Source organism: Spirosoma montaniterrae (assembly GCF_001988955.1).
In the GTDB taxonomy this organism is placed as follows: domain Bacteria; phylum Bacteroidota; class Bacteroidia; order Cytophagales; family Spirosomataceae; genus Spirosoma; species Spirosoma montaniterrae.
Genome location: NZ_CP014263.1, coordinates 3,944,825 through 3,966,990, shown reverse-complemented (window position 1 = coordinate 3,966,990; position 22,166 = coordinate 3,944,825). Strand labels below are relative to the sequence as shown.

At 52.5% G+C, this 22,166-nt stretch carries 19 protein-coding genes; 3 read left to right on the top strand and 16 right to left on the bottom strand.

Going from position 1 to position 22,166, the window contains the following annotated elements:
- Window positions 1-53: 53 nt before the first annotated feature.
- The 9 genes from AWR27_RS17130 to AWR27_RS17090 all read right to left on the bottom strand — a co-directional run bounded on the left by AWR27_RS17130 (window position 54) and on the right by AWR27_RS17090 (window position 12,680).
- Entirely contained in the window at window positions 54-1,712 is a 1,659-nt protein-coding gene (locus tag AWR27_RS17130; protein ID WP_077132296.1) for a beta strand repeat-containing protein, read from the bottom strand.
- Between the two features lie 181 nt (window positions 1,713-1,893).
- On the bottom strand, window positions 1,894-3,474 hold the full coding sequence (locus tag AWR27_RS17125) for a beta strand repeat-containing protein (RefSeq protein WP_077132295.1): 1,581 nt from the start codon (window positions 3,472-3,474) through the stop codon (window positions 1,894-1,896).
- Between the two features lie 86 nt (window positions 3,475-3,560).
- A complete protein-coding gene (locus tag AWR27_RS17120; protein WP_077132294.1) occupies window positions 3,561-5,168 on the bottom strand; it encodes a beta strand repeat-containing protein in 1,608 nt (535 codons plus the stop codon).
- Between the two features lie 128 nt (window positions 5,169-5,296).
- Window positions 5,297-5,692, bottom strand: coding sequence for a hypothetical protein (locus tag AWR27_RS17115; RefSeq protein WP_077132293.1), 396 nt, complete (start codon window positions 5,690-5,692; stop codon window positions 5,297-5,299).
- 377 nt (window positions 5,693-6,069) lie between these two features.
- On the bottom strand, window positions 6,070-8,226 hold the full coding sequence (locus AWR27_RS17110; RefSeq protein WP_077132292.1) for a beta strand repeat-containing protein: 2,157 nt from the start codon (window positions 8,224-8,226) through the stop codon (window positions 6,070-6,072).
- Window positions 8,227-8,429: 203 nt separating this feature from the next.
- A complete protein-coding gene (locus AWR27_RS17105) occupies window positions 8,430-9,764 on the bottom strand; it encodes a hypothetical protein (RefSeq protein ID WP_077132291.1) in 1,335 nt (444 codons plus the stop codon).
- Window positions 9,765-9,922: 158 nt separating this feature from the next.
- Window positions 9,923-10,384, bottom strand: coding sequence for a DUF6934 family protein (locus AWR27_RS17100; RefSeq protein ID WP_077132290.1), 462 nt, complete (start codon window positions 10,382-10,384; stop codon window positions 9,923-9,925).
- Between the two features lie 277 nt (window positions 10,385-10,661).
- Window positions 10,662-11,579, bottom strand: a complete 918-nt coding sequence (locus tag AWR27_RS17095) for an RraA family protein (RefSeq protein WP_077132289.1) — start codon at window positions 11,577-11,579, stop codon at window positions 10,662-10,664.
- Between the two features lie 162 nt (window positions 11,580-11,741).
- Entirely contained in the window at window positions 11,742-12,680 is a 939-nt protein-coding gene (locus AWR27_RS17090; protein ID WP_077132288.1) for an RraA family protein, read from the bottom strand.
- Between the two features lie 136 nt (window positions 12,681-12,816).
- Between AWR27_RS17090 and AWR27_RS17085 the strand changes: the two genes are divergently transcribed.
- Window positions 12,817-14,253, top strand: coding sequence for a mandelate racemase/muconate lactonizing enzyme family protein (locus AWR27_RS17085; RefSeq protein WP_077132287.1), 1,437 nt, complete (start codon window positions 12,817-12,819; stop codon window positions 14,251-14,253).
- A gap of 220 nt (window positions 14,254-14,473) precedes the next feature.
- Here the strand turns inward: AWR27_RS17085 and AWR27_RS17080 are convergent, their stop codons facing one another.
- On the bottom strand, window positions 14,474-15,388 hold the full coding sequence (locus AWR27_RS17080; RefSeq protein WP_077132286.1) for a TIGR01777 family oxidoreductase: 915 nt from the start codon (window positions 15,386-15,388) through the stop codon (window positions 14,474-14,476).
- Between the two features lie 39 nt (window positions 15,389-15,427).
- On the opposite strand from AWR27_RS17080, the gene AWR27_RS25550 reads away from it, so the two are divergent.
- Together AWR27_RS25550 and AWR27_RS17075 are read left to right on the top strand one after the other, a co-directional pair.
- Complete coding sequence (locus tag AWR27_RS25550) at window positions 15,428-15,583, top strand: PDDEXK family nuclease (RefSeq protein ID WP_198045023.1); 156 nt, start codon at window positions 15,428-15,430, stop codon at window positions 15,581-15,583.
- A gap of 119 nt (window positions 15,584-15,702) precedes the next feature.
- Window positions 15,703-16,809 carry a hypothetical protein gene (locus AWR27_RS17075; RefSeq protein ID WP_077132285.1) on the top strand — a complete coding sequence of 369 codons (1,107 nt, stop codon included), beginning with the start codon at window positions 15,703-15,705 and terminating at the stop codon, window positions 16,807-16,809.
- A gap of 3 nt (window positions 16,810-16,812) precedes the next feature.
- On the opposite strand, the gene AWR27_RS17070 is transcribed toward AWR27_RS17075, so the two are convergent.
- The 6 genes from AWR27_RS17070 to AWR27_RS17045 all read right to left on the bottom strand — a co-directional run bounded on the left by AWR27_RS17070 (window position 16,813) and on the right by AWR27_RS17045 (window position 22,099).
- Window positions 16,813-17,355 (bottom strand): RNA polymerase sigma factor, encoded by a 543-nt coding sequence (locus tag AWR27_RS17070; protein WP_077132284.1) that lies wholly within the window; start codon window positions 17,353-17,355, stop codon window positions 16,813-16,815.
- A gap of 151 nt (window positions 17,356-17,506) precedes the next feature.
- Window positions 17,507-18,058 carry a hypothetical protein gene (locus AWR27_RS17065; RefSeq protein WP_077132283.1) on the bottom strand — a complete coding sequence of 184 codons (552 nt, stop codon included), beginning with the start codon at window positions 18,056-18,058 and terminating at the stop codon, window positions 17,507-17,509.
- Between the two features lie 148 nt (window positions 18,059-18,206).
- Window positions 18,207-19,115, bottom strand: coding sequence for a 30S ribosomal protein S6--L-glutamate ligase (gene rimK / locus AWR27_RS17060; RefSeq protein WP_077134047.1), 909 nt, complete (start codon window positions 19,113-19,115; stop codon window positions 18,207-18,209).
- Between the two features lie 4 nt (window positions 19,116-19,119).
- Entirely contained in the window at window positions 19,120-19,578 is a 459-nt protein-coding gene (locus AWR27_RS17055; RefSeq protein ID WP_232325862.1) for an ATP-dependent zinc protease family protein, read from the bottom strand.
- Between the two features lie 85 nt (window positions 19,579-19,663).
- Window positions 19,664-20,797, bottom strand: a complete 1,134-nt coding sequence (gene holB / locus AWR27_RS17050; RefSeq protein WP_077132282.1) for a DNA polymerase III subunit delta' — start codon at window positions 20,795-20,797, stop codon at window positions 19,664-19,666.
- A 99-nt stretch (window positions 20,798-20,896) separates the two neighbouring features.
- The gene (locus AWR27_RS17045; protein WP_077132281.1) at window positions 20,897-22,099 is read right to left on the bottom strand and encodes a GlmU family protein; all 1,203 of its coding nucleotides are present in this window, start codon (window positions 22,097-22,099) and stop codon (window positions 20,897-20,899) included.
- Window positions 22,100-22,166: the final 67 nt, after the last annotated feature.

Below are 22,166 nucleotides of genomic sequence, written 5' to 3'. Positions count from 1 at the left end.
GATATGGTGTACGGTGAATAAAAACACAGGCATAAGGCTGTTGTAGCCCTTCTTTAGGGTGTTGCACCGTTTAGCTGACGAACAACGGCTGAGTTGCTATTGCCGTTCTGGTTAATGGTGCTGATATTCCCCGACCCGCCCGACGTAATGGTTTGTTGCAAATCGATCAGGTTGCTGTTCCCAATCTGGCTCAATACCGCCTGATTAAAGTTACCCGACGTGGCACCGGCCCCATCCTGCACCACGGTCATGGTGTTGCCTGAGCCGTTCTGGATGGCAAAGCTGTTGGCGGGCAGGCTGTTAAACTGCGTTGTTGTGCCTGGCCCACCTACTACGTTGAAATTACCCGTCTGCGTAATCGTGGCCGTATTGTTGCCTGCACCCGTTTGAATCAACCCCGCTACGTTACTGGAACCTTGCTGCGACATGGTGGCCTGGTTGAGCGTACTTGCCAACTGGTCGATTTGCGCTTTGTTGTTGGTGCCGTCAACGGTTGTGTTCTGATTAATTGTGGCCGAACTCGATGAGATGCCCGATACCTGATTGATAAACGCCCGGTTGTTGCTGGAGCTACCACCGGTGCGCCCCTGCTGTATAGCAGCAAAATTACTTGTGGCGGCATCCTGCGTAATTACGGCAATGTGATAAGCTCCGGCGGCATCGCCATGTTGCGTAATGTAGGCTTCATTGTCGGTAGTTGCGCCACCAAACGATGTCTGGTTGATAGTACCTGAATTCTGGAATCCGCTGATCTGGTCGATAAACGCTACGTTTTCGGTCACGTTACCAGTCTGGTAGATACTGGCGGTGCCGTTGCTGCCGGTCTGAATGGCCGATGCCGAGTTGCCGCTGCTGTTGCTGCCGGTCTGCTGAATCAGGGCCGTGTTGGTGATGCCACCCGTCACGTCGTTAACGCCATCATCGTCAAGGCTTTTTCCCTGCCGGATAAACGCGTCGTTGCCCTGGCTGCCCGTGCCGGTTTGTGTAACCGTGGCCGTGTTGCTGTTGCTGAACTGCTTAACCTTAGCCGTGTTGTCGGTGCTATTGCTTTGGTCAATAATGGCCGAGTTGCCCGATACGTTCACGCCGTTGGTGCCATCTACATCCGGATCGACAAGCCGCCGGTCGTCGCCCTGAAAAATTTCGGCTTTGTTGTTGGTGCCGCCCGACTGCGTGATGCTGGTGTTTATATTATCAGTGCCCCGTTGCCAGAGTTCGGCAAAATTGGCTTTGGCTCCGTCGTTCTGATTGATGGTCGCTGCATTGCCCGTTCCGACCTGTTCAACGCCAGCCCAGTTGCCTAAACCCGCCCGGCTGGCCGTGCGGTTGCCTGTTTGGAGGCCGGTGGTGCCGCTGCCACTGTTGTTCTGATTTACGGTCGCTGTATTCGACTGTGCCGCCGATACGCCACTGCCCCGTTGCAGAATGCCAGCCCGGTTATTGACCGACCCGTTGTTTTGATTGATAATGGCGTTCTGATACTGGTTGGTGCCGGTGAAAATGACGCTATGCTGATTGGTTTGGTCAACAATAGCGAGGTTCGTGGCATTACTCACCCCCGACTGGCTTATCGTTGAGGTCAGATTATTGCCAGCTTGCCCGATACTGGCGGTCTGGCTCGTGCCGCCCTGGGTTACGGTCGATGTGTTGTTTTGCGCGAAACCAGCAACGCTAATACCGGTAAGTAATGCGGATAGTAAGGCTTTCTTCATGAAACGTTGTTAAAAGAATATATTGACGAGAGGGATTAGGATGCCCGAAAGAGAGCTGAAACAAAACTACAACTGTTTAACTCAGGCTGCACTGCCTTTCAGTAGATTTAGCTATCGGCACTAAACTAATCCGCTCCGCCCGGCAGGTCAGTGCCGTGGCGGAGCGGATTATAGATAGCAGTTAAGGCGTCACACCGTTCTGCTGCACGATGGCCTGATTCATCATGCCATTCTGCGTAACGGTGCTCAGGTTGCCCACGCCTGCCGAACTAATCAGTTGATTAACCGACAGCGTGTTGCTGGTGCCCGTCTGGCTCAGATTCGCCGTGTTGTTAACCAATGCCGTAGCGAGCGAACCCGAAGCCTGCGTGACGGTCATTTTGTTCATCGAACCATCTTGCAGGGCACCATTGCCACCAGGGAACAGAACCACCTGTGGGCCGGTGAGTTTGTTATAATTCCCGGTCTGCGTAACGGTAGCCGTATTGCTACCTACCCCAGTCTGGCGCAAGCGTGCTTCGTTAAAGCTGCCTTCCTGGCTGAAAGTGGCAACGTTGCTTACCGAACGGGGTGGGCCGCTAATGCCTTGCTCAGCAACAACAATGTTGTCACCTCCCGATGTTGTCACGTTCTGGTTGATTGTGATGGTGCCATAGTCGCTGTAATCTTTCTGATAGCTTTGCACCCGGTTGTTTGTACTGGTTGTTGCTGCCGACCCCTGATTTACAGTGAGCGTATTGTTTGCACCAAACACCTGCTCATACCCAACCTGGTTGTTATTGCCATACTGCGTAACTGTCACAAGATTGACGTTCGAGTTAAACGACTGCTGACCCTCTACGCGGTTGCCAGTACCCGACACTTGCGTGATGAACGCCTGATTGCTGCCCGAGTTATTGTCCTGCTTGATATTAACAAGGCCATTCTGACCCGTTTGCAGGATAGTCGCGAGATTGCCGGTGTTCGTACCATCTACCTGATCTACGATGGCTGTGTTGCTACTCGACGTACCAACAGCCAGTGCATCGCCTTGTGTGATGCTTACCGTGTTGCTGGTTGTACCTGTGGCCCCCTGCTGAACATCTGCATAGTTGCTGTTGCTGTTCTGCGTAACGAAGGCATCGTTGGTAGCGCCACTGGTTTGATCAACCATAGCTTTGTTGCCGGTTGCAGGCAGGCTACTGCTACCCTGCTTTACATCTGACCAGTTATCCGTACCACCGTTTTGCGTAACGGTAGCTGTGTTGCTGCCATACTGCGTAACGGTTGCCAGATTTTTAGAACTGCTATTTGCCGGAACATCGTTCTGATTCACCACTGCCGTGTTGGTGCCATCCTGAATCACAATCGCGTTGTTACCATCGCCAACGGCTAAATTCCCATTGCTGCCCCGGTAAGCACTGCCACCGCTGCTGTTTTGGTTAACTGTAGCCGAGTTGCCTGATGTGGCTGTGCCACTTTGCGTAATCGAGGCTTCATTGAACTTCGACGGGCGGAAGTAGCTGTCGCCGTTCTGATTAATAACTGCTGTGTGGTTTTTACCAGATTGGTCCGACAAGGCTTTGTTATTAAGGCTACTGGGTTGCGAACTCGGCCCCAGTGGACCACCCTGAGTAATGGTAGACGTGTTACCCGATCCTCCTTGCACAGCCGAGGCCGAATTGGCGTTTCCCGTTTGCGACACGGTCGCGGTGTTAGTTTGGGCAAAGCTGACCGCTGCAAATGCAAGCGTAGCCATGCCGGATAGAAGCCACTTGTTCATAAAAGAGAGTAGTTATATTTTTTGTGTGAACTGAAAAAGCCCGAAGCCATTCTGACCAACGGCTTCGGGTACGCGTAAAGACGTTGTTAGGGCGTTACGCCGTTGACCTGCGTCACGGTTACGGAGTTCATCATGCCGTTTTGATTGATGGTACTTAAGTTGCTGCCACCCGCCGTAGTAATGAGTTGATCGACCGAGAGTGTGTTGCTGGTACCCGTTTGGCTGAGCGTAGCCGTGTTGCTGGTCGTCATTGTACCGAACGTACCGGCATTCTGCGTTACGGTCATTTTGTTGCCGTTGCCATCCTGACGGGCCGCGTCCAGCGAGCCGAAGAAACCACTGTTGACCGAGGCCGGGCCGTTAATCACGTTGTAACCGCCGGTTTGACCAAACGTAGCCGTGTTGCTGCCTGCGCCTGTCTGCAATAGCCCAGCCGTGTTGTATGAATTCTCCTGCGTGACGGTGGCGAGGTTGCCCGTTGTAACACCGGTTTGCAGAACAAAGGCTTTGTTGTAGCTGCCCACGCTTGCCTGATTCTGGTTGATGGTAGCCGTGCCCGAACTGGCTCCGCTAACCTGCCCGATATAAGCCGTAGCATGGTCTGACAGGGTTACGCCGGCAATGCCCTGATTGATGGTGCCGAAATTTGACGATGAGCCAGTTCCCTGCTCAACAAGGGCGTTATGAAAATCGCCCGTCTGAATAATGGTGCCGCTGTTGCTTTGCGCGTCGCCAATCTGACGAACGTAGCCGCTCGAACCAGTACCGGCAATCTGCTGCACAAAACCGATGTTGTTGTTGCTGTTGTTGACCTGAATTACCTGCGCTAAACCACCCGTTCCGGTTTGCAACGCCGTTGCCGAGTTTCCCTGGCTGGTGTTGCCGTTCTGCTGAATCAGCGCTGTATTACCACCCGCCACCGCCGACGAAGCTCCTGTTGCGCCCTGCTGAATGAAAGCAGTGTTGCTGCTGCTGAAAGCACCCAACTGCTCAACACTGGCCGTATTGGTATTACTGAATTGCTTAACCTTAGCCGTATTGAGAACGCTGCCCGACTGATCGATGCTGGCCGTATTACCCGTTACATTAACATCTGTTGCCCCTTCGGCATCGGGCGAGGATTCCCGTTTGTCGTTGCCCTGAAAAACCTCGGCTTTGTTGTCTTTGGCTCCGCCATTCTGATTCGTGGTGGCACTATTGCCCGTGCCCCACTGCCAGGTTTCGGCAAAGTTGTTGACAGTGCCCGCGTCGTTCTGATTGATAGTACCGTTATTGCCCGAACCAATCTGCTTCACGCCCGCCCAGTTACCCAACAGAGCGTTGGGAGTGGTTGTGCGGGTGTCGTTCGGGCGCAGAGCCGTGGCTCCGTTGCCGCTGTTACCATTCTGGTTAATCGTCGCGGTGTTGCTGCCTGGCCCGCTTGTGTTTTCCTGCCAAATACCTGCCCGGTTGTAGCTTGAGTTGTTCTGGTTAATGGTCAGTTGATGACCCGTTCCAATCTGAATGCTAATGCCCGAATTGGCGGAGTTAGAACCAGGACCGACCTGGCTGACGGTGGAGGTAAGGCTCGAACCGGCCTGACTGACGCTGGCGGTCTGACTGGTACCATCCTGATTTACTGTGCTGGTGTTCGATTGGGCAAAGCCAACTGCTGCAAACAGTGTAGCTATACCGGATAGAAGTAGTTTTTGCATTTTGTGGAGAAAAATTTAAATTAAAGAAAGCAATTTGTAGAGAGAAGTCACAAAACGTGTAATACCCACACAATTTCGGCTGGGTAAGTAAGACTATTAGGGTGAAGGAGTTGCAGAACGCTGCCTGATTAACGCGGACGGTCGGTCCGGCGTTTGGCGCGACTTTTCTTTTTGGAAGTTGCCGGAACCGGCTCTCCTGATTGATTGACAACAATGGAATTGCTGCCGTCGGTCTGGTTGATATGCGTCTCGGTATGACCCGACTGCGACACACTGACCGACTGACCGGGTTCGCCCGCGCTGCCGCCCTGGCTGACCGTGGCAACGTTGCCCGCGCCCGACTGATTGATAACGGCTGTATTGCCCGGACGGGGATTTGATTGATTGATAACCGACGTATTGCCGCTACCCTGTTGCGAGACGGCTACCTGACCACCGCCCGATTGGTTGATAACTGCTGAATTCTGCGCGTAGCCCGCTATCGAAACAAGGGTCGCAATGCCAATGAGAAGGAAAGACTTCATAGTGAGTACGTAGAGAGTACGTTGGTTGCAACGAAGAGAAGGTTTATGCAGCCCCTTACGGCTGAATAGGTAAGCAAATGTACTGTTGGAATTATTTACGTCAACCTACCTTTTAATAGATTTTCAGTAAGAAGACAAAGATAAATTCATAAAAAGACACGGAAAAGGTCAATAAATGGTAGACTTACTTAAGTAAAAATACTAACTGCTTCTAATTGATTATGAGAGCTTTAAACCGATTAATAAACAAATCTCCATTTCGTAGGTGAAGGTATTGCCTTCAGGCTGGCGAAATGGAGATTTGTAACTCTGAGCAACCTAACATTATTAAGCGGTAGTAGAACGATCTGCCGTAAATTAGTCAGGCTGTCAACTCATTACGGCATCATACCGGTTTGCGTAATAACGGTTGTGTTGCCAATGCCAACCTGCCCTAACTTGGCGGTGTTGGCGACCCCGCCACCGGCGGTTTGGTTGATAATGGCTGAGTTGCCAATAATACCCGACGTCGTTTCCTGAAGAGCCGTGAGGGGGTCAGCCGCTGTATCCAAGCCCCGAATCACGTTGCCATCGCCCACCTGAGAGAAGGTAGCCGTATTGTTATTGCGGAGTTGCAATAGTCGGGCCGAGTTCGAGCTACCTTCCTGACTAACCGTGGCAATGTTGTTATCAGAAACCGTAGCGGTGTTAAAGCCCTGCGTCACCACCGCCGTGTTGTTGCTGCCTGCCGACGTAATGTTCTGCGTGATGGTAGCCGAGTTGCCTGCCGTTGAGTTATACTGCGTGATCGTAGCCTGGTTGCCCGTGCCGCTAAGTCCCTGCGTAATCAACCCTTTGTTGTTGCGGGTCTCGTTCTGGGTGATGGTGGCAATGCCGTTAGTGCCAAGCTGCTCAATGATAGCCCCATTGAGTCGGGCATCGCGGTTGCCGCCTGCGTTCTGGCTAATCGTAGCTACGTTACCCGCGCCCGATTGCGTTACTGTGGCGTTGTTTTGACGGCTGGCGCGAGTCGTTGAATTACCATCCTGGTTTACAGTAGCCCGGTTTGTATTACCGCTCTGCGTAACCGTTACTACGTTGGTCAGACTATTGCCGTTCTGGCTCGTGGTGGCCGTATTGCTGCTACCACTTTGTGTAATGGCTGCTATGTTATCGCGGCTGGGCCGGGTTAGGCTGCTACCATTTTGTGCCACGGTGGCGCGGTTGCTATTGCCCGACTGGTCGATGGTTGTTTCGTTGTCGCGGCTATTACCGTTCTGGCTGGTGGTGGCCGTGTTGCTGTTGCCACCCTGCGTTACCGTTGCCGTGTTTTCGCGGCTGATCTCCAGCGCAGAAGCACCGTTTTGGGTGAGCGTTGCGAGGTTATTGTTGCCACCCTGCGTAACCGAGATGTCGTTATCGAGGCTGGCACCGTTCTGACTGGTGGAAGCTGCGTTGTTGTTGCCAATCTGCGAGATCGTTACGTCGTTATCTTCGCTGGGCCGCAAAACTCCCGAACCGTTCTGGCTGGTGGTAGCCCGGTTAGCATTGCCGCTCTGTGTAATTGTCGTTTCGTTGCCGCTGCTATACTCCGTCTGGCTGGAGGTGGCGGTGTTGCTGTTACCACTTTGCGTAATGGTCAGAACATTGTCGCTGCTAACGTTATTCTGACCCGATGTTGCCCGGTTGCCATTGCCCGTCTGCGTAATCGTAGCCTCGTTATCGTTGCTCACATCGGTTTGGGTAGTAGTTGCGGTATTGCTGCCACCCGACTGCGTGATGAGCGATTCGTTGCGGTTGCTAATGTTATTCTGCGTTGCCGTTGCCACGTTCTGGCCCAGCGAACCATCCTGCAAAACGGTCGCTGTGTTATTGGCACTCACGTTGTTTTGTGTAACGGTAGCCGTGTTGCCATTGCTGGTTTGCGTTACGAATGCATCGTTGCCAATCGTGGTAAGGCCGTCCTGAAGAACTGTTGCCCGGTTGTTGTTCGCGCTAACGGAACTGCCCTGCGTAATCTCAGCCCGGTTGTTGGTGCTAACATCCTGATTCGTGCTGGCCTGGTTGCCGCTGCCGTTCTGGTTTGTGGTGGCAAAGTTGCTGTTCGCTAATGCAGTCTGGCTGATAACCGCTGAATTGCCCGATCCTGCCTGTCCCACGGTGGCGTAGTTGCCCAGATTGACCGGTGAGTTTGCGCCGGTCGTACCGCGATACCCGCTGCCGCCACTGGCGTTCTGATTGATGGTAGCGGTTTGGCTGGTGCCGGTTTGTGTAATAGCCGCCTGATTGTAGCGAGAGTTAACTACAGTTCCTTTACTCTGGGAGATGGTGGCAGTACTGCCGGTTCCGGTCTGACTTGTGGCAGCGGTGTTGAAGGCATTAGGCGAACCGCCCGTCTGATCACCGACCTGCGTAATGACCGATGTTAAACTGGTACCCGATTGCGCGGCTACTCCGGTCTGAGACAGACCAGTTTGCGTGATGGTTGAGACGTTTTGGGCAATGGCCGTGGATAGAGGAAGGGCCAATAAGCTCCAAAAGAAAAGTTTCTTCATGTGCTTTTGTGGTTTAGTAAAAATGTAAAGAAAAACCCACCAGATACGATTAGTCGATCTGGTGGGCAAACCTAAACAAATTGAGGCAAGGGGAGAGTGACCGTCCAGTAAATTACTGGTTTGAAAGTCAGCTCGTACGATTTATATTGACTAAACGGTTAGCTAATCGAAGCCATTACGTAAGGTATTAGCCCGAAGGGTTACTAATTGCCCGTTTGCCGGATAAACGTTGTCTGATTTACACCTGTCTGTATTATGTTGGCAGTATTGGCAATGCCTGCATTTGCCTGCTGACCAACGTCCATGCGGTTGCCGGTGCCATCTTGCACGGCCACGTTCGGCAGATTGGAATCGAGCGGATTGTCGCGGGTCAACGACGTTACGGCGTTGCCATTACCAGCCTGGCTGATGATTGCCGTATTCGTTTGCCCCGTCTGAAACAACCCTGTATAATTGAAGCTGTCTTCCTGCGAAATCGTAGCCCGGTTGCCGCCCGACGTGGGGCTGAAGGGAGAGGTAGTACCCTGCAAGACAATCGCTACGTTGCCCATACCCATGCTGGTTTCATTCTGGCCAATGCTGATCGTGTTACTCTCCGCACTGGTGTTGAACTGAACGGCCAATGCACTATTGCCCGAACCGTCGGCTCCCTGTGTGATGGTTACAATCCCGTTCTGGGCATAATAAAACTGCTGTACGGTGGCCGTGCTGCTCTGACCGGCCTGCACAATGGTGGCCTGATTGTTTCTGCTGTCGTACCCCTCAGATCCACCCTGATCAACGTAGGCCGTATTATTGCCGTTGCCATCCTGCGTAATCGTCGTTACGTTGCTTTGACTGTTGGGACCGTCCTGCCGAACGCGGGCGTTGTTGTTATCGCTGAACTGCCGCACAACCGCAGTATTCGACTGACTACCGCCCTGCTGGTCGATTTGTGCGCCGTTGCTGCTGGCTGTACCGGCGATACCGATAACGGTGCCATTTCTTGTATCGTCGCCCTGGTAAACTTCGGCCCGGTTGCTGGTCGATCCTGACTGGTCGATATACACGTCGCCCCGTGCCCCGGCAGTAGGTCGTCCGTTGTTATCACCCGCCTGCCAGATTTCGGCTGCGTTGGTTGTCGTGTTGGTTCCGTCCTGGAAGATGCCCGCCCGGTTGGCGGCTCCGTCCTGGTCAATAGCTGCCGTGTTGCCCAAACTGGCCGACGACCCACCGCTGCCGTTGCTCTGCGTAATATAGCCCACGTTGCCCGACGACGAACCGCTCTGCGTAATCAACGCTTTGTTATACGTCGATCCATTATTTTGCTCGATCAGCGCATTGTGGTTAGTGCCTGTTTGGGAAATAATACCCGAATTATTAGCACTGGTTATAGGATTGCTGGCCGTCTGGCTTACTACGCCGGTTAGCCCGGTGCCCGTCTGACCTATGTTGCCTGTCAGGCTGTTGCCTACCTGTGTGACAGTGCCAACGTTGGTCTGGGCCACTGCTGCGCTGATGGATAAAACGCATAGACCCACCAAGAAAACATGTTTCATAAATGATTGAAGAAAAGGGTTTAGTTGTACGATGCTGGTAGCGGTTCAGACTACAATTACCAACAATAAAAAATATGATAATACAAACATCTGTAAAATACAGACGCGTTGCCAATACCGACCAGTAAATTTCGTAAGTGTCGAAAAACGGGATTGGGTTAACTATTGGCCTGAAGGTGATGTTCCTGAAGTCCGATCAAAATGGCCCGGTAAGTGCCGTCTTCGCGATAAGGCTCATACTCGCCTTCCTGCACAATGCCATAAACGTGTATATCATCGGCATACGGCCCCATCAAAGCCAGCATACCCCGATGATACAACTTTATCAACTCTGAATTAAGTGGTTCGAGAAATAGCCATTTGTCGGGGTAGTGTTTGAAAAAAACTTTCATCGTTTCTACCGCCGTTACAAAAACCTGCATAGCATCACCGTTTCCGGTAAACTGGGGCGGCAACCGCTCATTTGTAGTGGGATCTAAATCCTGTATGCCCACATTATAAATGTTGTTTTGGAGCAACACATAGTCAATGACTTTAGGGACAACTCCACGTTTGCCAATGCTGTCGAAAAAATAGGACGTATGATCGTCGTTACTGGTAAAAGGGTAGGGGTCTAACATAAAAAAAGCATGTTACCGCCCGGTAAATTTCCGTGGCATAGTATCCGACAAAGATATAGGTTCGTATGTGTATATGTTGATAACTTCTAAACGCTTCTACACAGTATGCGAAAAACACCCGTTATCAGTCGGCCCGACCCAAACCCAACGCGGCCAATTCCGAATGGCCTGCTCAGCACGGCTATTACCATCATTACTGGCGTAAGCCGGTAAAACCATTTATCTTAAAAACAGCATAACCCGCCCAATTTGAGCGGGTTATGCTGTTTTTTGAGGATTACCACGTTCGTTTACTCATCATCTGATCCAGTTCGGCGCGGGTCATACTGCCCAGTTCGGGGTGCTGACCGAGCCATTTTAAAAACTCGGTCTTGATTTCATCCGTCCATTGGCTGTCGATCTGCCCAGTGGTGTAGCGGCCCGACTTCACGACCTCAAAGCCGAACTGATCTTTGCGCGTCACGAATTCGCAGGTGCTGATAACCTGCTCGGCCATGTGCGCCGGAACAAACAGCACACCCTCACGCTGCGCAATAACCAGATCGCCCGGCAGCACCATCGCCTGCCCAATCCGAATAGGCGTATTTAGCCCCATCAGCACGGTCTCTTCCAGGAACGACGGGTGAAAGTCGCGCACAAACGCGTTGAACCCCTTTATATTCTGTAACTCCTGCAAGTCGCGGGCGGCTCCGTTGAACACGACGCCGTTGCCGGTTTTGGCGAAAATAGCATTGCCGAGCGTAGCCCCCATGAGTGTGCCACCGCCAATTTTCCCGAACGCATCGGCCACGTACACGTCGCCTTTGGTGAGCGTTTCAATAGGCCACGCATTCGTGTTGCCCTTGCGCACCTGTTTGGTTTGGCCGCGTTCCTTGATCGCTTTTTCCACGTCGGGACGACTGGGCATAAACATCGCCGTAACAGCCCGGCCAACCACCGGCACGTCGGTATGAATCAGTTTCCAGTTGCCCTCAAACTGGTTGGTATATCCTTCATTTTTTAGAACCGTCCAGGCGTCGTCGATGCCGATGTTACGGGCGCGGGTTAGCAGCGCGTCCGGGATTTTGGGCCGACCGTCAGCAAAGCGTTCGCCTTTCCAGGCCGAGGTCAGGAAAATCAGTTCATCAGCCGGTATTGTCTGCGCCCGAACCTGTGTGACAAGGCCGAGAAGCAGGAAAAAAGCAAGTTGTTTCATGGTGTAAGTGAAGGAGTTATTACACAGAGATTCACTGAGAGAAAAGAGATACACAGAGGTTCTGTTGCACTAAGTAGGGTGGCTGTCAGAGTTTAGGGCAAGCCCTTATCCTTTGTGTATCTCTTTTCTCTCAGTGAATCTCTGTGTAACATCTCTTTATTCTCATTTTCCTTCTTTCGCTAAATACGCGTCAATGTCTTTTTGGGTGATTGCCAGCTTTTTGGGGTACTTGGCAACCCACGCCCGAAACTCGGTCTTGATGTTGTCTTTCCAGTCGCCATGAATTTCGCCCGATGGGTACTTGCTCTGTTGCAGCAAATACCGCTCAAACTCATCGCGGAGGGCGGTCATCTCCGATGCCGACACCAATCCTTCTACCAAATGCGACGGAATGAACACCACGCCATATTCGTTGGCGAACACTACGTCGCCGGGCAATACCGACACCTCGCCAATGCGAATGGGCGCGTTGATCGACGTGGGCGTCATGTCTTTAATGTACGACGGGTCGTGGCCTTTTACCCAGGCATTGAAGCCTTTCGTGTCTTTCAGTTCCTGCATATCGCGCACGGAGCCGTAGAAGATAACGCCCTTGCCTGTTTTGCCGTAAATGGCATTGCCCAAACTCGACCCGATGAGCGTACCGTCTTTGATTTTACCGAAGCCATCGGCCACGTAAATATCGCCTTTGGTTAAAATGTCGATGGGCCAGATATTGATGCCACCCCGCTGCGACCGGCCTTCGGCTTTGCCAGTTTTGCGCACCAGACTGTCGAGGTCGGGGCGGGTGGGCATAAACTGCGCCGTAACTACGCGACCTGTCATGGTTTCGCCGGGTTTGAGAATCACCCAGTTTTTTTCGACCTGATTCCGGTAGCCTTTGTTGTTCAGATAACCCCAAATTTGTTCGAGGGTGCAGTTTTGCAACCGTTCCAGCACAAGGTCCGGCACATTGGGCCGACCATCGGCGAAGCGGTCGCCTTTCCAGTTGGCCGTATAGGCTTTAATCTGTTCGGGCGTGGAGCCGATTTGCTGGGCAAAAACAGTTGAAACGCCCAGAAACGACAGTGCGGTCAGGATTGATAACGATTTGTTTATCATCGCGTTGTCAGACGTTGGCTGGTTAATTGTAGAAGAAGGTTCAATTCTTCGCATCAAAGACAACCCGATAAGTAAAATACTGGCATGGACTTATTTTATGGATGCATTGCCTTAAACCAAGAAAAGCCAATCAATTATGAAGAACTTTTTGTCGCGCCTAAGCCCCGCCAATACGCCCACCGGCCCGGCCTCGAATCGGCGCGAATTTATGCAGAAAGCCAGCTTAGGTGGTCTGGCCTTAGGTATGATGCTCGATGGCCGTACTGAGCAGGAACTGGAGTTTATTACCCAGAAAGTCCCCCGCGACTCAAAGCCATCGGAACTGAAAATCACCGATATGCGGGTGGCGATTTTGTCGGGAGTGCCCTTTACCAGTCCTATCATTCGTATCGATACCAATCAGGGGCTTGTGGGTTGGGGCGAAGTACGCGATGGAGCCTCGGCCAATTACGCGCTCATGCTCAAGAGTCGCCTGTTAGGCAAAAATCCCTGCAATGTTGAGCAACTGTTTAAACTCATCAAACCGTTTGGCAATCATGGTCGGGCGGCAGGGGGCGTTTGTGGCGTTGAGATGGCCCTCTGGGATTTGGCGGGCAAAGCCTACAACGTGCCAGCGTACCAACTGCTGGGCGGCAAATACCGCGATTTTGTACGGCTCTACGCCGATACGCCCGAAGGCAAAAACTACGACGAGTTCGCTCAGAATATGAGCAAACGACGCGACGCGGGCTATTCGTTCCTGAAAATGGATTTTGGCATTGGTATGATTGCCGACCAGAAAGACATGCTCGTAGGGGCCAAACAATGGAGCGTGAAACAACCCTATAATGCCAACGAACCGGGTAAAATAGGCAACTACGCCATGACCCGCCACCCGTTTACGCGCATCCAGATTACCAAAAAAGGACTCGACCGGCTCGTAGAACACGTTGGGCGGGTGCGCGAGATTGTGGGCTACGAAACTCCTTTAGCCGCCGACCATTTCGGGCATTTCGACGTGAATACCGCTATTCAGGTGGGGAAGGCGATGGAACCTTTCCGGCTGGCCTGGCTCGAAGACCTCGTGCCGTGGTTTTATACCGATCAGTGGAAGCAGATTTCCGACGCCATCGAAACGCCCACGCTGACGGGCGAAGACATTTACCTGAAAGAAGAATTCATTAAACTCATCGATGCCCGCGCCGTCGACATGATTCACCCCGACCTGGCATCGTCGGGTGGGTTGCTCGAAACCAAGAAAATCGGCGATTATGCCGAAGAAGCGGGCATTCCAATGGCGATGCACTTTGCCGGTTCGCCGATTTCGATGATGGCAAACGTACACTGCGCTGCGGCCACCGAAAATTTCGTGGCTCTCGAACATCACGGCGTCGACGTGGCGGGTTGGGAAGACATCGTAACGGGCCTGAAACCCATCGCCGACAAAGGCTACGTGCGCGTTCCTGAAGCTCCCGGTCTGGGCGTAAACCTGAACGAAGAAGTAGCCAAACGCTATCTCAAAAAAGACAATACCTGGTTTGCCCCCACCGATGTCTGGAACACTCGTGATTCGTGGGATCGGGAGTGGAGCTGAAGGAGTGATGAGTGATGAGTGATGAGTGATGAGTGATGAGTGATGAGTGATGAGTGATGAGTGATGAGTGATGAGTGATGAGTGATGAGTGATGAGTGATGAGTGATGAGTGATGAGTGATGAGTGATGAGTGATGAGTTTGCTGACGCAAGCACATTTTGACGCGTCAGCAAACTCATCACTCATCACTCATCACTCATCACTCATCACTTATCTCTCATCACTCCTGCAACTCTTCTTCCAACGCCCTGTCCAAATCGCCGAAGCTGTACCGGAAATTGGTCTCTTCGGCGATTCGCTTGTTAAGCACGTAGTTACCGCCCAGTACCGTAACGGCCAGTTCGCCAAACATCAGTTTTATCACAAACCCCGGAATATTAGGCAGCAACATAGGCCGACCGAGGGTTTTGGCAATGGCCCGCGTCAGCGTCTCGTTCGTGACGGGCGTCGGAGCTACTGCGTTATAGACACCCTGCCACGACTCGTTTTTGATGGCCTCGATGTAGAGTCGGCACAGGTCGTCGAGGTGAATCCAGGAAATGTATTGTTGCCCCGACCCGATAGGCGCCCCCGCGCCGAGCCGCACCGGCTGGGCCAGTTTGGGCAAAGCTCCGCCCGCCATCGTCAGCACCACACCCGTGCGAAGTTTCACCGTTCGGATGCCGAGGGCGGCTACCAGGTCTTCCGACCGCTCCCAGGCCCGTGTCACCTGCGCCAGAAAGTCGTTGCCTGCCGGGCTGGTTTCGGTAAGCGGTCGGTCGGCAGTGTCGCCCCCGTAATAACCAATGGCTGAGGAAGCAATGAACGACTTAACCGAATGTGTATTCTTAACGAGTGCCTGAGCCAGTAATTCGGTCGATTGGGTGCGGCTTTTCAGAATTTCGTTCTTTCTGGCGTCGGTCCATCGTTCGTCGGCAATACCCGCTCCGGCGAGGTGAATGATGTGATCGGCGGTTTGAATAGCCTGTGGATTAAGCTGCCCCTTCGGCACGTCCCACTGATAGACAGTGACGTTGGCGATGGGCTTTAGCGTCCGACTGAGGTAGCTGACCTGATAGCCATCCTGAAGCAGCAATTCAGTTAATCGGCGGCCAATCGTGCCGGTGCCGCCTGTAATCAAAACAGTTTGCGCCATGATGCGTAGCTGTGGGTTGTCTCTGAATAACCGGGCGGGGTGGTAGAGAGTTTGCTCATCGACCCCAAAACCGAAACTACGTACATCTACCGGGCCGACGGTTCTATTCAAAGCAACCGAACGTTCGGTGAGCCGCTGTCGGGCGAGGACGTGCTGTCCGGCTTTTCGCTCGATTTGACCGCTCTGCGGAGTTGAGTTAATGTTCCTGTAAGTCAGGCTCTAATACCTCTTAGTTGATACCGGCGAAGCACAAGCGTTGCGGTTTGTACCTTTGCAGACAGCCTCATTGATGAATTTTCTTTTCGCCGGTTTTAATGAGTCGTCTTTTTCGTCGTTTTTTCGCTACCATACCGCCTGAATTAGACATCGCGTTTCGGCAAACGCTCATATTGGCTATTCTGGTGCGGTTGCGGTGGATGTTCTGGCTGGGCATCTTCTTCCAGATCGTTCAGTTTTCGACCGACTGGGTGCGCTACCGGGAGGGTAGCCTGTTTACCGATCCGGTACATCGAAATCTGCTGCTGACACACATTGCATCAGCATCCTTGGTAATTGCTTATGGACTGACGATTCGGGAAAAAAGAGCCATTCAGCAGGGGCAACTGGCGCGGGCAGAACGCTGGCTGGCAGGCATTACTTTTTTTTTCGCGCTTTACGGATTGCCCCGGTCGGCGTTTGCCTACGTGGACCGTCAAACGATGGTTATGTTCATTTATTACGTACTCGTAAGCCAGATCATCTTCATGGTTGGGCATCGGGTGCGTATCATCCTGACGGGGCTAAGCATTGGCATCATGACGCCAACGGTCTGGTTATTCAGAACGGGAACATTTGCCGAACGGTATATCAGCTTATTGGAAGTGGTGCTGTTTACGCTGGCAATTTTTGCATTGGCTACCCATCTCTACAATCTGTTTATCCGCGAGTTTGTCCAGAATCGACTTATCGAAGACCAGCACGAAGCTTTGAAAAAGCAGGCCCGTCAGCTCGAAGAGGAACAGAAACGGGCTGTGCAGGAACTGGAGCAGCGGAGTCAGGAACTAATCAGTTATGTATTGCAGGAGCAGCAGCGTAATGCATTCTTACTCGAACTAAAAGAACGCATCACCACAACTGACCCCGACCGCCTGACCCGGCTCATTGATTATCAGTTGAATCAGGAAGATCGCTGGAAATACTTCGTGGTGCTCTTCGAGCGGCTACACCCGCTGTTTTTTGCCCGGATTCAGTCAGCCTATCCAACGCTCAATACGTATGACATTCGTTTGATTGCGCTGCTCAAACTGAATCTCAGTACTAAAGAAATATCGGCTCTGCTGGGCATATCGCCCCAAAGTGCCAATACGGCCCGGTATCGACTGCGTAAGCGTCTGGACCTCGACCCCGATGCATCGCTCGAAACGTTCCTACAGCAATATTGATGTTTACTGCTGTAATGCCTGCCGTAGCCGTTCGCGGGCGCGGAAAAGCCGCATTTTTATAGCCGATTCCGATGCCTGCGCCGACAGGGCCAATTGCCCAACGCTTGAACCAGCCCCATACCGTGCCAGCAGAATCCGTTGGTCGGCGTCGGGCAGTTGCTCGAAAGCACATTCCAGCAAGGCTAACTGATGCTCATAGGCCGAGTACGAATCAGGGCCGACAGTTGACTCCTGCCCCTGGTCATAAACCGTAACGGCTCGGCTACGCTGCTGCTCCCGTTGATGCTGGCTAAGGCAGTAATTGCGGCAAACCGTATAGAGCCAGGTTGAGAAGCGGGCGTTTCCTTTGTAGGTGTTGATTTGCCTGAATACCCGTTCAAAGATGTCGTGTGTCAGGTCTTCGGCCTGTGTGTTGGTGCTGGTAGTAAAACTCAGGCAGTGGGCATACACTTTTTTGTAATAGCGTTGGTACAGCAAACTAAAATACGCGCTGTGCTGAGTACGAGCATAGGCCGACGCCAGCTCTTCATCGGTGAGGTGATTCATAATCAGGATATGTAGAGAGCGCCTATGGGTTAGGCAATTGGTCGGCAAATAGTGTCAACTGATCATATTTTCAAACTTGTAGCTATAGAATTATTGTAGACAGCAGTACAGAAAAACCGGCTTTCCAGCGCACAGGACCGCTAAATCAATATTACATCATCCATTCCTTTGGCAAACCCAACTGCCGGGCATAATGGGCGGGGGCGGCATAATGCACCCAACTTAGCAGTTTATTGATGTCATCGGCGAATTCGACGTGATAATCAGCGTCGAGTTTGCCGACGTTTTTCAGCAGTTGTTCGGTACGTTTGGCTACGTATTCGGCGCATTTATCAGACCGGCTGTTGTACTTAGCCAGCAGGTGGGCGTTCTGTTCGTAGAACGTATTCAGCATATACAGCATCAGCTCTACTTCGCCGTACTTGTCTTTTGTGACCTTCACATGCCGGGTGATGTAGCCACTTACGGTCCGCATATCCATCATGAGCCAGCCCGCCGAATCAGGGTTGAGCCGGGCCGTGCGGTCGATAAACTGCCGGATAATCTGCCGCCGTTCGTCGAGGGTCTGTTTGCCTTCAAGCAGTTCAAACTGAAGTTTTTCGACCAGCAGCGCGTCTTTTGCCACCAACCGCAGCAGCAACTTATCTTTCTCCACGCCTGGCATGTGGACAATGGCTTTCTTTAGGTCAGGATCGAGCGACATTCTGGGTTGAATGGTTGAATGATAGAATGATTGAGTGGTTGAATGATTGAGTGGTTGAATGATTGAGTGATTGAATGGTTGAGTGATTGAATGAGGGCTACTACCTCAGCACCCCATTCAATCATTCAATCATTCAACCATTCAACAGTCAAACTCCTACCGTATCGCCTTCGTCGGCGCGGCTTTTCTCCTCAATATAGGCAATAATTTCGCTGGCAATGTCGTGGCCGGTGGCGGCTTCGATACCTTCCAGACCGGGCGATGAATTGACCTCCAGCACCAGCGGCCCCCGGTGAGAGGGCAACATATCGACCCCGGCTACTTTCAGGCCGAGGGCGCGGGCGGCTGCAATGGCCGTATGTTCTTCGTCGGCGGTGAGCCTGACAGCCACGGCGTTGCCACCCCGATGAATATTGGAACGGAAGTCGCCGTCAACGCCCTGCCGTTTCATGGCACCCACCACGCGCCCGCCTACCACAAATGCCCGGATATCAGCTCCTTTGGCTTCGGCTACAAACTCCTGCACCAAAACGTGCTTTTTCAGTCCGTAAAACGCTTCGATGGTCGATTTGGCAGCTTTGGTGGTTTCGGCCAGCACCACGCCGATTCCCTGCGTGCCTTCGAGCAGTTTAATCACTACCGGCGGGCCGCCCACCAGCTCAATCAACTGCGTAACATTGCCGTTCTTCGGATGGTTGGCAAACACCGTTTTGGGTAGCCCCACGCCCGCCTTCGACAATACCTGCAACGACCGCAGCTTGTTGCGCGAGCGCGTAATGGCCTGCGACTTGGCCGTGGTAAAAACTTTCATCATCTCAAACTGCCGTACAATAGCACAGCCGTAATCGGTAACGGAAGCCCCAATACGTGGCACAATAGCGTCGAATGGGTCGAGGTTGCGGCCTTCATACAACACCGATGGATTGCCGCCTTCGATGATAACCTGGCAATTCAGATGGTTGACCACGCTGGCGTCGTGGCCGCGCTGATGGGCAGCTTCGAGCAGGCGTTGGGTCGAATATAAAGCCGGATTGGTCGATAAAATTCCAATACGCATGAGTTCAGTAAACAATAAGTGGAGAAGTCGATGCCTGTTTAGCGGTATACGACAGGTTTTTTTGTGAGACATCGACAATGAACCGGTTGCGAAGCAGTCTGCGGCCCAGCAGTACCGGGTTTTTGAGTCGTTCGCGGTCGGCCAGTGTAAACTCGGCCCGGATTTTTCGCCCAAACAAAACGATGCGCGTTTTAATGACATACCGTTTCTCGGCCACGCCAAACGAGTTGCGAATCATACGCTGACTAAACTCATCGGCAAAAAACTGCCGGGGTTTTTCGCCGGAGTTATCGATAAGCCAAAAGCTCAGTTTTGTTTTTCCGTGCGCTCGTACCAGCCGAACGTTTTTGCAATGCAATGCCGACGTAAATGCGCCCGTATCGATTTTGGCCGCCACGTCAAGTAAGCCGAGGTCGGGGAAATCAACAAAGTCGGTCATGCCAATGAGCTGCTTAGGGCGCATAAGGGAGTTGTAGGGTTGTAAAGTTGTAGGGTTGTAAAGTCGTAGAACATGCCAGGCAACCCTACAACTCTATAACCCTACAACTTTATAACTTCGTTTTTATCAGTCGGGTGAAGGTGAGCGACATATCTAACAGCACCATTTTGGCGCGGGCGTTTCGTTCGAGATGATAGGTTGCTTCGTTAAGGTCGGCTACAATGCGCTCGATGTGGTTGACGGTCAGGACTTTCGAGAAGTTTTTAACAAAAGACAGTTCGTCGTCGGGCAGCCGCAATAAGTCGCTTGCGCCCTGCTGCCAAAGAAATAGGCTGCGGTAGAGCCGGATGCTGTAATCGAATAGTCCCTTCTGCTTTTCTTTGCTGAAACCGTCGAACTGCTCAGCCTGTTTCACCAATTTTGTTAAATCCTGCCGGTAGCAATCGCGCATCCATTCGGCAAACCAGGCGTGTTGCTCCGAAACGCCAGTACCTTTGGCCTCATTATGACTCAGTTGCAGGGCTTCGGCTAAGTTGCCATCGGCTAAATAGGCCAGTCGCCGGGCGGTGGTTTCGTCTAAATTTTCGTACTGCCGCAGGTACGTAGCCACTTCGTCGTCGGTAAAGGCCCGCACCGCCACCCGCTGCGTGCGCGACAGAATGGTAATCAGCAGCTTGTCGGGTTGGTTCGTTACCAGCAGAAACAACGTTTGAGCGGGTGGTTCTTCAAGTACTTTCAGCAGCGCATTGGCAGAAGCCACGTTCATCAGTTCGGGCAACCAGATGAGCATAATTTTGTAGGTACCCTCATACGATTTGAGCGATAGTTTTTGCAAAATGTTCCGCGCTTCTTCAGCCGAAATGTTACCCTGTTTATTGTCGGCCCCGGTGGTTTCGAGCCAGTTGGGCAGGGTTCGGTAAGGGCTTTCGAGCAGAAACGCCCGCCAGTCGGTCAGATAGGCTTCAGACGTTTTGCCCTTTGCCGTATTGGCTACCGGAAACACCATGTGCAGGTCGGGATGCACGAGTTTCTGAATTTTTACGCAGGCCGCGCACCGCCCGCAGGCATCGGCATCGCGCCGGTCTTCGCAGTTGACATACTGCGCCAGCGCGAGTGCCAACGTTAGGTTAGCACTGCCCACCGGCCCATCAAACAGCAGCGCATGGGCCAGATGATTGGTCTGCACCGCCCGCAGCAGCAGTTGTTTGGTATCGTCGTGACCGATGATGTCAGAGAATTGCATAGTGAAAGAGCGAAAGAGCGAAAGAGCGAAAGAGCGAAAGAGTGAGAGAGTGAAAGAGTGAAAGAGTGGCTGACGAAACCATCTCACCCTTTCGCTCTTTCACTCTCTCACTCTTTCATTATTAAATACGTGTCTTAGAATGGCTTCTTCTACGGCATCAAATTCCAGGTTTCGCCGTGAGAAGGCTTCGCGGGCCACCTGTAGGGCTTTGTCGATGCGATACGGAGCAAAGCCCGAATCGGCCCCGCCCCACGAAAACGACGGAATGTGTTTCGGCTGAAATCCTCCGCCGAAAACGTTCGCACTCACGCCCACCACCGTACCTGTATTGAACATGGTGCTGATACCTGCTTTCGTGAAATCGCCCATCATCAGCCCGCAAAAAATACGTCCTGTATCTTCGAGCTGACCCGTTGCGTAGCTGTGGAGCTTCACGTTACTATAGTCATTTTTGAGATTCGAGTTATTAACGTTTGCGCCGAGATTGCACCACTCGCCAATAACTGAATTGCCCAGAAAACCGTCGTGTGCTTTGTTGCTATAGCCCAGGAAAATCGAATTGCCCACTTCGCCACCCACTTTGCAGCCCGGCCCAATGGTGGTGTTAGACCGCATTTTGCCGCCCCAGTTTACCGTTGACCCCTCGCCCAGCGCAAACGGTCCGATCATGACGGTGCCTTCGCTGATAGTGGCGTCGCGGCCAATGTAGATTGGCCCACCCTCGGCGTTCAACGTGGCTGCCCGGATAGTGGCCCCTTCTTCCACGAAGATGTTTTCGGGCGCGTAGCAACGCGTAAACGGGTCAGTGATAGGGGCTGATTGGCGACCGGCGGTGATGCGGGCAAAATCGGCCCGTATCTGATCGCCATTTTCCACGAATATATCCCATACATGCCGGATGATGGTCAGGGAGCGGAAGCCTTCGCTAAAGGCGATGCTGTGCTGCGGCAGGTCGGGCAGTTGGCTGGCGTTGGTGGCTGTATGCGGAGTGCGCAGTGCCAGCAGCAGACCGCCAGACGTTAGCAGGCTTTCGTTAGGCTGCAACTGGCGCAGCCGTTCGACCAGGGTGCTGTTTGGGCAGACGGCTGCGTTAACATACAGATTATCAGTACCCGGCTGTTGTGGGAATTTGGTTTGTAGATACGATTCCGTCAGAAACGAAGGCGTTTGGTTCAGCACATCGGCCCATTTTTCGGCCAGCGTTTGAATACCGATGCGTATACCAGCTACGGGCCGGGTAAACGTAAATGGCAGCAACGACGTGCGGATGGTTGGCTCGTCAAATAAAATCAGGTTGGACATTGCACAGCAAAATCAGGCGGCAAATATGGGAGCTTATTTTGAAAAATGAGAACGTATCAACGTTGTC